11 protein-coding genes and 2 pseudogenes are annotated in these 10,310 nt (G+C 70.5%); 8 read left to right on the forward strand and 5 right to left on the reverse strand.

The window, feature by feature from the left end; genetic code table 11:
• Window positions 1-2 precede the first annotated feature (2 nt).
• Window positions 3-548: an NUDIX hydrolase gene (locus ACIBZJ_RS35900; protein WP_395938144.1), complete on the forward strand. Its 546-nt coding sequence runs from the start codon at window positions 3-5 to the stop codon at window positions 546-548.
• A gap of 59 nt (window positions 549-607) precedes the next feature.
• Here the strand turns inward: ACIBZJ_RS35900 and ACIBZJ_RS35905 are convergent, their stop codons facing one another.
• Window positions 608-736 (reverse strand): hypothetical protein, encoded by a 129-nt coding sequence (locus ACIBZJ_RS35905; RefSeq protein WP_395937780.1) that lies wholly within the window; start codon window positions 734-736, stop codon window positions 608-610.
• Window positions 737-881: 145 nt separating this feature from the next.
• Between ACIBZJ_RS35905 and ACIBZJ_RS35910 the strand changes: the two genes are divergently transcribed.
• Window positions 882-1,259 carry a glyoxalase gene (locus ACIBZJ_RS35910; RefSeq protein WP_395937782.1) on the forward strand — a complete coding sequence of 126 codons (378 nt, stop codon included), beginning with the start codon at window positions 882-884 and terminating at the stop codon, window positions 1,257-1,259.
• On the opposite strand, the gene ACIBZJ_RS35915 is transcribed toward ACIBZJ_RS35910, so the two are convergent.
• The gene (locus ACIBZJ_RS35915; protein WP_395937784.1) at window positions 1,238-1,909 is read right to left on the reverse strand and encodes a hypothetical protein; all 672 of its coding nucleotides are present in this window, start codon (window positions 1,907-1,909) and stop codon (window positions 1,238-1,240) included. The genes ACIBZJ_RS35910 and ACIBZJ_RS35915 overlap by 22 nt on opposite strands.
• Window positions 1,910-2,041: 132 nt before the next feature.
• On the opposite strand from ACIBZJ_RS35915, the gene ACIBZJ_RS35920 reads away from it, so the two are divergent.
• Window positions 2,042-2,884 carry an LLM class F420-dependent oxidoreductase gene (locus ACIBZJ_RS35920; RefSeq protein ID WP_395937786.1) on the forward strand — a complete coding sequence of 281 codons (843 nt, stop codon included), beginning with the start codon at window positions 2,042-2,044 and terminating at the stop codon, window positions 2,882-2,884.
• Here the strand turns inward: ACIBZJ_RS35920 and ACIBZJ_RS35925 are convergent.
• Window positions 2,869-3,879, reverse strand: coding sequence for a hypothetical protein (locus ACIBZJ_RS35925; RefSeq protein ID WP_395937788.1), 1,011 nt, complete (start codon window positions 3,877-3,879; stop codon window positions 2,869-2,871). The genes ACIBZJ_RS35920 and ACIBZJ_RS35925 overlap by 16 nt on opposite strands.
• Window positions 3,880-3,930: 51 nt before the next feature.
• Here ACIBZJ_RS35925 and ACIBZJ_RS35930 point away from each other — a divergent pair, with 51 nt between their 5' ends.
• Window positions 3,931-4,518, forward strand: coding sequence for a TetR/AcrR family transcriptional regulator (locus tag ACIBZJ_RS35930; RefSeq protein ID WP_395937790.1), 588 nt, complete (start codon window positions 3,931-3,933; stop codon window positions 4,516-4,518).
• Here ACIBZJ_RS35930 and ACIBZJ_RS35935 read toward each other — a convergent pair.
• Window positions 4,482-5,573, reverse strand: coding sequence for an FAD-dependent oxidoreductase (locus ACIBZJ_RS35935; RefSeq protein ID WP_395937792.1), 1,092 nt, complete (start codon window positions 5,571-5,573; stop codon window positions 4,482-4,484). The two genes, ACIBZJ_RS35930 and ACIBZJ_RS35935, sit on opposite strands and share 37 nt — an antisense overlap.
• A gap of 183 nt (window positions 5,574-5,756) precedes the next feature.
• Here ACIBZJ_RS35935 and ACIBZJ_RS35940 point away from each other — a divergent pair.
• The 3 genes and pseudogenes from ACIBZJ_RS35940 to ACIBZJ_RS35950 form a co-directional block, all read left to right on the forward strand.
• A pseudogene (locus tag ACIBZJ_RS35940) lies at window positions 5,757-5,993 on the forward strand (DJ-1/PfpI family protein); the annotation flags it as partial.
• A gap of 250 nt (window positions 5,994-6,243) precedes the next feature.
• A pseudogene (locus tag ACIBZJ_RS35945) lies at window positions 6,244-6,333 on the forward strand (DJ-1/PfpI family protein); the annotation flags it as partial.
• A gap of 211 nt (window positions 6,334-6,544) precedes the next feature.
• Window positions 6,545-7,948: a toll/interleukin-1 receptor domain-containing protein gene (locus tag ACIBZJ_RS35950; RefSeq protein WP_395937794.1), complete on the forward strand. Its 1,404-nt coding sequence runs from the start codon at window positions 6,545-6,547 to the stop codon at window positions 7,946-7,948.
• A gap of 32 nt (window positions 7,949-7,980) precedes the next feature.
• Here the strand turns inward: ACIBZJ_RS35950 and ACIBZJ_RS35955 are convergent, their stop codons facing one another.
• Window positions 7,981-8,736 (reverse strand): DeoR/GlpR family DNA-binding transcription regulator, encoded by a 756-nt coding sequence (locus ACIBZJ_RS35955; RefSeq protein WP_395937796.1) that lies wholly within the window; start codon window positions 8,734-8,736, stop codon window positions 7,981-7,983.
• Between the two features lie 234 nt (window positions 8,737-8,970).
• Here ACIBZJ_RS35955 and ACIBZJ_RS35960 point away from each other — a divergent pair, with 234 nt between their 5' ends.
• On the forward strand, window positions 8,971-10,308 hold the full coding sequence (locus ACIBZJ_RS35960) for an extracellular solute-binding protein (RefSeq protein WP_395937798.1): 1,338 nt from the start codon (window positions 8,971-8,973) through the stop codon (window positions 10,306-10,308).
• Window positions 10,309-10,310 lie beyond the last annotated feature (2 nt).

Genomic DNA, 10,310 nt, shown 5'->3' on the forward strand with positions numbered 1-10,310 from the left:
GGATCGGGCGGGTGTCTTCACTAGTAGCGCTGCTGGAGGGCTATCGCCCGCAGACCGCGGACGTGTCGCGCGCGATCGCGGTCGCCCGGAGTGACGACCCCTGGACGAGGGCGTCGGCCCTGCACGTGACCGCGTCGGCTCTGGTCGTGCATCCGCCGACCCGTCGGGTGTTGTTGCGCTGGCACGCCAGGCAGCAGGCCTGGCTCCAAGTGGGTGGTCACGCCGACCCCGGTGAGACGGATCCGCTCGAGATCGTGCTGCGCGAGGGCCGCGAGGAGACCGGCCTGACCGACCTGGCGCCCTGGCCGGACGCGTCGCTGCGGCACGTCGTCGTGGTACCGGTCGCGGCCCGGGGCGACGAGCCGGGGCACGAGCACGCCGACGTCCGGTTCGTGCTGGCCACCGGTACCCCGGATGACGTCCGCCCGGAAAAAGCGGACGCCGCGCTGAGGTGGCTGACCGTCGCGGAGGCGCGGGAGCTGACCACCGAGCAGAACCTGCGGGAGTTCCTCGGCCGGATCGACGAGCTGTTCGCCGTCCGTGCCTGAGGCCGCACACGAAGAGGCCCGGGGCGCTCTCGCGCTCCGGGCCTTCGCTTCTCGGGAGATCAGTTGCAGTAGCTGTAGTCCCAGCAGTCGTTGTAGTGCTTGCGGTGGTGGCGCCGACGCGGGCGGCAGTCGTAGTCGTAGTTGTCGTTGCAGTCGTACGAGTAGTCGTAGTCGTAGCAGCCGCTCATGTCGTCCAGCCTCCGAAGATCGTGGTCGGGGTGTGTTCCCCGTGTGCCATCAGATTGCCGCCGATCGGGGTGGGAATCGTTCGGCGCGGTGACGGCCGGAACGTTCGCTTCGCGACAGTCGGGCCGGAAGCCGTACGATCGTACTGTGATCGATCACGTGCAGGTGTCGTGTCCGGCCGGGAGCGAAGGTCGGGTCCGGGAGTTCTATGCCGGCGTGCTCGGTTGGGACGAGCTGCCGAAGCCGCCGTTGCTGGCGGCGCGCGGGGGCTGCTGGTTCGCCGTGCCGGGAGGCGGCGAGCTGCACGTCGGCGTCGAGCCCGACTTCCGGCCGGCGCGCAAAGCGCACCCGGCGTTCGTCGTCGACGTCGATGCCGTCGCGGCCGTTCTGACCGCCGCCGGACAGCCGGTGACCTGGGCCGATCCCCGCGAGATCCCGGGCCGCCGCCGGTTCCACACGACCGACGCGGTGGGTAACCGCCTCGAGTTCCTGGATGGCGCGACTCAGCGGAGGGGGATCGGGTAGCCCGGTATCGGTGGCGGGGGCTGGAACGGTGGCGGCTGGTAGTCGGGCGGATCGTTGTCGGACTTCGGGGGCTCGTCGATCGTCAGGCGGGTGCCGGGGCGGCTCATCGAGGCGGGTGGCCGCACGATCGTCAGCGTCAGGTCGCCGGTGCGGCCGGTCGGCCAGTCGATCCGGGCCACCTCACCCGGGCCGATGCGGCGGCCCGGAGCTCTCAGCGCGTCGGCGTCGGCAGCGCACCGGCCGTTCGTGCCGACGCAGACCGTGATCGGCCCGCCGGTGCCGTTGTAGATCCGGAAATCGCGGCTGTCGAACCGGTAGTGCGCCCGGTGGAAGCCGGTTCGGGTGACGTCGATCGTGGTGTCCCGGCAGTACAGCGGGACCGTGCACAGGGCCAGCCCGATGAATGCGGTGACGATGATCCAGAAGCTGCCCCCCAGCTTGACCACGGCGACGGTGAGCACGGTGGTCACCACGACGGCCGCCGCGAGGCCGAGGCCGAGGATCCAGGCTTGGAGCGTGCCCAGCGGGGAGCTTTGGTCCAGGCCGATGCTGTCGAACAGGAGGAGCAAGCCGCGGATGGCCGAACCGACGGCGATCAGGAAGGTCAGTCCGGCTGCGGGTAACACGAGCGGGGCGCCTATTCGCCGCATTTCTCCACTGTAGGCGGGCGGAGCCTCGGGCCGGATCGCGTCGTGGTGGCCGGCCGCCGCGCACGAGTGGGGCTGCCGTCGGGGACGCGCTGGCCTGGCGTTGACGCCGACGGCAGGGTTTAGCGTCGAGCCGTGGAATTCGGCGTCGCTTACAACACTGCAGCTCAGGGCATGGATCCCGGACGATTGATCCGGTTCGCGCAGCACGCCGAGGCGTGCGGGTTCGAGTCGCTGTACGTTCCGGAGCACTTGGTCCTCTACCCGGGAGCATCCGTCTACGGGAACGAGTTGCCGACGACGCTGGCGGTCGCCGACCCGCTCGACGTGCTGTCGTTCGTCGCGGCGGCCACCGAGCGGATCGTGCTCGGCACGGCCGTGCTCCTGCTGCCCTACCAGCACCCGATCGTGCTGGCCAAGCGACTGGCCACGATCGACGCGCTGTCGCGGGGACGGATGCGCCTGCTCACGGTCGGGCTGGGGTCACTGCCCGGCGAGGCGGACGCGATGGGAGTCGACTTCGCGAGCCGCGGCCGTCGCGCCGACGAGGCGATCGACGCGCTGCGGCTGCTCTGGGGCGGCGACGCGGACGGCGTCACGTTCCGCGGGCGGTTTTTCGCGTTCGACGATGTCTGCGTCTACCCGAAGCCGTACGAGGGGGCGATCCTGCCCATCCACGTGGCCGGCTCGAGCCGCCCGGCGGCCCGCCGCGCGGGCGCACGGGGCGACGGGTACTTTCCCGGCGGCGGGCCTCCCGACGAGATCGCGGCCCGGTGGGAGCTCGTCCGTTCGTCGGCCGAAGAGGCCGGTCGCGATCCGGACACGCTCGAGTACACGCGCTGGGGCAGCGTCGAGCTGACGCCCGACCGGCTCGAGGCCTACGCCGGAGTGACCCGGCTGGTCGTGAACCCGTCGGGCGAGCTCGACGAGCAGCTCGACCAGCTGTCGGCGTTCGCCGAGCGTCACGCTCTGGCGTAGAGGTCCGCGATCGTGCCGAACGCCGCTTTCGGCGTCCACGGCACGGGCTGGTTCTCGAGCACCCGGACGATACCGTAGCTGGCCAGGTCGAGGTCGTAGCGCGGATGACCGCCGGGACGGTGCGGGTGGTCGTGGAGCGCGAACAGGAACACGAACGCGGAGTCGACGCCCTCGGCCTCGAAGATCTCCAGCAGTTCGGCGATCGTCTCGGCCTGACCGGCCTCGTCGCGGGTGTAGTCGCCGTCGAGCCGTAGCGGCACGCCGGTCTCGTCGTCGTACTCGACGATCTCGAGCCCCTGCGCGCCGCGGTCGCGCGCGCCCTCGAACGTGGCGCAACCGAACTCGGTGATCGCCAGTGGCTTGCCCATCGACGCGTAGGTGCGGACGCCGGCCGGAAGCTGGTCGGCGATCTCGGCCGTGCGGTAGAGGTCGATCGAGATGAGGTCGAACGGCGCCCAGTCGACTCGATCGAGCTGAATGGACGCGTACGTGACCTGGCCGCCGAAACGTTCGCGGATGAGCGGTACGGCCGACTCGAAGAACGACTTGAGGCGGGCCGAGGCGGTCTCGATGAGCTGAGGCATCTGCGGGTCGCGGCCGACGAGCGGGGCGATCCGGTCGTGGAACGTCTCGCCGGGCAGGAAGCCAGGGCACATCAGCGTGAGCTCGGCCCCGGCGACGAACACGATCTCGCCGCCCCGACGGCGGAGCTTCTCGGCCCGTTCGGCGCAGTCGGCGAAGAGCGTCAGGATCTCGTCCTGCGGGAGGTCCAGTGGGTACGGCGAGTACCAGACCTCGAGGCCGAGGTCGACCGCGATGCTCGCGGCCGTGTCGATACGCCCGGCGTCCCCTCCGGTGATGCGGACGGCATTGCAGTGCAGCTCGTCGCGGATGAGTTGAAGGTCGCTCGCGACCCGGCCGGGGTCGAACGTCGGGAGTGAGTTGGCTCCGTAGCGAACCCAGCCGGTGTCGTATGTGATTCCCTTGGCGCGCACGAGTTCTCCTAACTAGGGTACTGGCAGTACCTTAACGGATCGAAGGTGAGCATGGAAAGGCAGACCCGGCGGCGGGGTGCGGCGCTGGAAGAGGCGATCTTGCGTGCGGCGGTGGAGGAGCTGACCGAGTCCGGCTTCGCGGCGCTGACCATGGACCGGGTCGCGCAGCGGGCCGGCACGAACAAGAACGCGATCTACCGGCGCTGGCCCGACCGGCTGGCGCTGGGCGTCGCCGCGTACCGGCAGATGACCGCGGCGATCCAGCCGCCCGACACCGGCAGCCTCCGTGACGACGCACTGGAGATGCTGCGGCGCGCGAACCGGTACCTGGCGTCGCCGCTCGGCGCGATTCTGCGGGAACTGATGGCGGCGGCGGGCGGGGCGCCGAATCTCCTGGCGCAGCTGTCCCCCGACCGGACGGGGGAGCCGGCCGCGACCTGGCTGGTGATCGTCGGGCGCGCGGTGGCGCGGGGCGAGGCCGCCCCGGAGGCGCTGCACCCGCGGGTGGCGACCGTGGCGATCGTCCTGCTACGGAACGAGTTCGTCACCAAGGGCGTCACCAGCGCGCCGGACGACGTCCTGATCGAGATCGTCGACGAGGTCTACCTGCCGCTGGTCGCCCAGCGGAGGAACCGGTAGAACCCGCGGCCGCGGGCGGCGTCACGGGACGCCCGGACGGCGGCGAAGCCGACGCGGCGCAGAACGTCCTCGTAGTCGCCGATCGAGGGATCCTCGGCGGTGAGCTGGGTGCAGAGCCGCGCGGCGTCGAACAGCGCCAGGTTGGCGCCGGAGCCCTGCGACGGCGGCATCGCGTGGATGGCGTCGCCGAGGAGTGTGACCCGGCTCGGTGTCCAGGGCTCGACCGGCACCGACGTGCGGATTCCGATCGCGAACGTCGCCTCGACGGTGGCCTCCTGGATCAGGCGGCGCAGCGTCGGGTGCCAGGTGCGGAGGCGTTCGCTGACGAGGGCGTGCAGTTCGGCCGGGCTCTTGCCCCGAGGGATGTCTTCCTGGGTGGAGAGGCTCCACATCACGTAGTTCTCGCTGATCGTCTGGACGATGCCCAGGGCCAGGCCGAGCTTCCGGCGGTCGGTGACCGGGCAGAAGCCGTCCCAGAGCGGGGCCGGCAGGTCGTTTTCGACGACGGCCAGCGGCGTGCGGCCGTAGACGCAGCGGGTGCCGGTGTCGACGATCTCCGCGTGCGGGAGGTACTGGCCCCGGACCGTCGAGCCGATGCCGTCGGCGCCGACGAGGTAGTCGCCGTCGGCGGTGGTGCCGTCGGCGAAATGGGCGCGCGGTCTGTCGTCCGCCAGACGTTCGTAGTGGGTGTAGTGGGAGCCGAAGCGCAGGTCCCGCAGTCCGGTCCGAAGGATCTCGCGGAGCGTGAGCCGGTCGACCGACGTGCTGAAACCCGGCGGGGCCTCGATCACCTTGAGCGTGCGCAGCTGCTCGGAGAGCACCGTGATGCGGGTGCTCGGCCGACTGGTCGTGGCGCGGAACCGGTCGTGGAGGTCGGGCGGCAGGCATTGCCGGAGGGCGTCGTCGGCGCGGCTGTCGACGTGCAGGCGGTAGCCCTGGGGCCGGGCCGTCAGAGAGGCGTCGCGCTCGAAGACGGTGGCGTCGATGCCGTGGCGCTGGAGGCCCTGGGCCAGGCACAGGCCGCCGAGGCCGGCGCCGATGATCAGCACGCTCATCCACCCACCATGGCATGTCCGGAAGGGTGGGAAGGAGGACGTTGCTGCCGTGGGGGCCGGGCGCCAGGCTGAAGACATGCGCACCGTGCTGTTCGTGCTGTTCGACGACCTCCAGAGCATCGACGTGAGTGGTCCGCTGGAGGTCTTCGCCGGTGCGAACCGGCGGTGCCGCACACGCTGGTGGTGCCCGGCGGGCAGGGCACGCGCGAGCCCGACCCGCAGGTCGTGGAGTGGCTGCGCGAGCACGCAGCGGCCGCCACCCGGCTGGTCTCGGTGTGCACCGGTGCGTTGCTGCTGGCCGAGGCCGGGCTGCTGTCCGGACGGCGGGTGACCAGCCACTGGTCGGTCTGCGGTGCGCTCGCGCGGCGGTTTCCCGACGTCAGCGTCGATCCCGACCCGATCTTCGTGCGCGACGGCACGCTGTCGACGTCGGCCGGCGTCACCGCCCGGATCGATCTCGCGCTGGCGCTGGTGGAGGAGGACCTGGGCCGGGAGACCGCGCTGACGATCGCGCGGCACCTGGTGATGTTCCTGCGCCGTCCCGGCAACCAGGCGCAGTTCAGCACACAACTGTCGGCGCAACTCGCCGACCGGCCCCGGCTGCGCGAGGTGCAGCAGTGGATCGCCGACCACCCGGCCGAGGACCTGAGCGTCGAGGCGCTCGCGCGCCGTGCGATACCCGGAGTTCACCGCGCTGGACGCGGTGGGGCCGTACGAGGTGCTCAGCCGGGCGCCCGGAGCCGAGGTGCGCTGGCGCTGGTCGGGCGCGTGTCGGACGACATGATCGCGCAGGCGGTGCAGTTGGGGATCGAGTACGACCCCCAGCCGCCGTACGACGCGGGCTCCCCGGCGAAGGCACCGGCCGATGTGGTGGCGTTGCTGGAGTCGATGAAGAGCGTCATCCTGACCGGGGCGTGAGCCCTACCTCGGACCCGCGGTTGGGGGCAGACTGAGTCCCCGACGATCGGCGGGTGGGGGCACGGTTGTTCTTCATCAGTTACAGCCGGAGCGACCGGTCCTATGTCGAGAAGCTCGCGGCGCACCTCGAGGACGCGGCCGTGCCGGTGTGGTGGGATTTCCAGCTGATCGTCGGTGAGCGGTTCTCGACCGTGATCCAGAGCCGGATCGAGGCGTGTGCCGGGCTGATCGTGGTACTGAGCCCGGCGGCGGTGGGGTCCGACTGGGTGATGGACGAATTGGAGTATGCGCTCGACCTGCGCAAGGTGGTGTTCCCCCTGCTGCTGGAAGAGTGCGCGGTGCCGATGCGGGTCCGGCGGCTGCACCGGGAGGACGTGAGCGGCGGGCGCCTGCCCGGCCCCCGGTTCGTGCGTCGCCTGAAGCCGGCGGCGACGGGTGACGAGCCGCGGTCCGGAGAACGGGCGGCGGCACGGCGTCCGACACCTCGGGACCTGGCCGACAGTGGTCGCCTGAGGCGGTCGCCGCCGGTACCGGTATCGCGGCCGGCGACCAGATCGGATCCGCGGCAGCTGTTCGCGCTGACCGGGCATCTGGCTCCGGTGCGGTCGGTGGCGTTCAGCCGGGTGGGCGGCGCGCTGGTCAGCGGCGGGGACGACGGGACCGTGCGGGTCTGGAACCTGCGGAACCAACAGCCACTGTCCGTGCCGTTCCGGGTGCCGGAAAGCGCGGTCACCGCGGTCGCCGTCCTGGCGGACGACCGCACGATCGTCAGCGGGAGCCTGGACGGCAAGCTCCGTCTCTGGGACGTGCGCGACCAGCGGCCGGTCGGGCAGCTGAACTCGGAGGGCCTGGACTCCGTCCTGGCGCTGGCGGCCTCGCCGGTCGGCACCTTCATCGCCGCGGGAACCGAGCACGGGCTGGTCCGGTTGTGGGACGCGTCGAAGCCGGGCTTTCCGCTGATCTGGACGGCGACCCGCCGTACGACGGTACGTTCGCTGTCGCTCAGCGCGGACGGACATCAGCTGGCCCAGGCGCTCGGATCCACGGTCGTGGTGGTGGAGGCGGAGACCACCGTGGGTGTGATCAAGGGCCACGGCGCCGAGGTGAACTCGGTGGCGTTCAGCCCGACCGAGCCGTTGCTGGCCAGCGGCGGAGCGGACGAATCGGCTCAGATCTGGCAGCCCGCGCCCGGCGGCTGGACGCTGCGTCACGTGCTGCACGTCGGCCACGGCGTGCTGGCGGTGGCGTTCAGCCGCGACGGGCAGACGCTGGCCACCGGGGACGAGAGCGGCTCCGTGCAGGTGTGGGATCCGATCACCGGCGCGGCGTTGGTGCCGCCGCTGACTGGGCACGAGGGCGCCGTGTACGGGCTGGCGTTCGGGGCCAGCAGCGACTATCTCGCCAGTGCGGGGGAGGACGGCACCGTGCGGGTGTGGTCGGTGCGAGAGCTCGGGTGAGCGGTCGGGTGGCGATGCATGAGCCGAGACTGTCAGACTGTGAGGACGTCCACCCCGACCGCGCGGAGACTGTCGAGCTGATCGGCCGGAGCGGCCCGGTCGGTGACGACCTGATCGATGTTCGCCAGCCCGGTGATCTGCGCGAACCGCACCAGCCCGAGCTTGGAGTGGTCGGCCAGCACCACCGCACGCGACGCCTGCTGGAGGAACGCCCGGTCGGTCTGCGCTTCCATCTCGTCGTAGGTCGTGCACCCGTGCTCGGCGGTCAGCCCGTCGACGCCGATGAACGCCATGTCGAGGTGGTAGTTGCCGAGCATGGCCTCCGCGGCCGGCCCGACCATCTCTCCGGACGGCCGGGCGACGCCGCCGATCACGACCAGGTGCAGGCCCGCGCGGCCGATCAGGTCCGAGCCGATGTTCAGCGCGTTCGTGACGATCGCGATCCGCTGCCTGCCGGTCAGCGCCCGGGCGAGCTCGAGCGTCGTCGTGCCGCCGCTCATTCCGACCACCGCGCCATCGGGCACCAGCGCGGCCGCGGCCTGCCCGATCCGTGACTTCTCGGTCTGCCGCCGCGCCGCCTTGATCTGCGTCGGGATCTCCGCGTCCAGGTCGTTGGCGATCGCCCCGCCGTGCGTGCGGACGAGTAGCCCGCTGCGGCTCAGCGACTGCAGGTCACGGCGGATCGTCGCCTCGGACACACCGAGCATCCCGGCCAGGTCGACGACGTCGACGCTGCGGGAGTCGTTGATCCGCTCGAGGATCGCGTTAAGTCGGGGAGCCTTCCGCACTACGCCACTGTAAAGGGAATGACCGGCTTTGCGCATTCGTGCAACTGAGATTGCGCACTTTCGTGCGGACCGACATGATCGTTGACTCTTTACGCTCGACAGCAGTACGTTCTGGCCTCATCGCGCAATATCGCGCATCCGATGACGTGCAGATGCGCAACCCTCAACGCGCATCTCGGCTGGGCTGCCAGGCAGCCGGACGCTGTGAAGCAGCCAAATATCGCAGGAGGCACCATGCGTAGGTCGATCCCCCGTCGCGCCGGCCGGTGGCGGGCGCCCACGCTTGCCGCGGTGCTGGGCCTGTCACTCCTGGCGACGGCGGCCTGCGGCGGTGGCGGCAACGCCCCGTCGGACAAGGACACCGACGTGACGATCAACGTCGCGCTGGCCGCCGACCCGCCGCCGAAGGCCGCGCTCGACTCGTTCACCAAAGAGACCGGCATCAAGGTCAACTGGGTGAACATCGACTGGGACAGCCTGCAGACCAAGATCTCGGCCGCGGCCACGGCCAAGACGTACTTCGCCGACGCGACCGACGTCGACTGGTCGCGCGTCGGTGAGCTGGGCAAGCTCGGCTGGTTCTACCCGATCGACGACTACGTCAAGACCGACCCGCTGAAGGCCGACATGCCGCAGCTGGCGTCGTTCACCTACCAGAACCACGTCGTGGGTATTCCCTACGACGCGTCGTTCATGGTGACGACGGTCAACACCGACCTGTTCAAGAAGGCCGGTGCCGACCCGGCGCCGAAGACGATGGACGAGTACACCGCCGCCCTGCAGAAGATCAAGTCGTCGGGCACGGTGAAGTACCCGCTGAACATCCCGTTCGCGGCCGCGGAGGGCCTCTCGACCTACTGGTACGAGGCCACCAACGCGTTCGGCGGCACGATCCTCGACGGCAAGGGCAAGCCGCAGTTCACCGACCCGAGCACGCCCGGCTACAAGGCCGCGAAGTGGATGGTCGACGCGCTGAAGAACGGCCTGGTCCCCCCGGGCAACATCAACGTCTCCGACTCGCAGGGCGAGCAGACGCTGATGGCGCGGGGCACCGTGGCCAGCACGTTCTCCGACTACTCGGGACTGGTCGGCACGCTCTACAACGTGCCGGACTCCTCGTCGGTGGTGAACAAGGTGCAGTACATCGCGACGCCGGGCACCAGCGCGCCGGCCGCGAACCTGAGCAACCCCGACGGCGTCGGCATCATGAAGACGGCCAAGTACCCGAAGGCCGCGGCGAAGTTCATCGAGTGGTTCACCGACTCCGACCGGCAGGCGGAGTTCGCCGGCCTCAACGGTCCCGACAAGGCGTGGGCGTCCTACGCGCTGCCGTCGCACCTCTCGGCGGTGGAGAAGCTCGCCACCGGCGGGAAGCTCATCGGCGGCGACCAGCTGGCCGCACTGCTGAAGACCTCGAAGCCGGTCTTCCCCGAGGGCGCTCCGGCCTGGTATTCGAAGTTCTCGAACGCGGTCTACACGCACCTGCACGCGGCGGCGGCCGGCTCCGAGACCGTCGAGCAGGCGGTGAAGGCGATGAGCGACACCGCTAACGACCTCTCCAACGGCTCGTGACG

The organism is Cryptosporangium sp. NPDC051539, assembly GCF_044454545.1.
Classification (GTDB): Bacteria; Actinomycetota; Actinomycetes; order Mycobacteriales; family Cryptosporangiaceae; genus Cryptosporangium.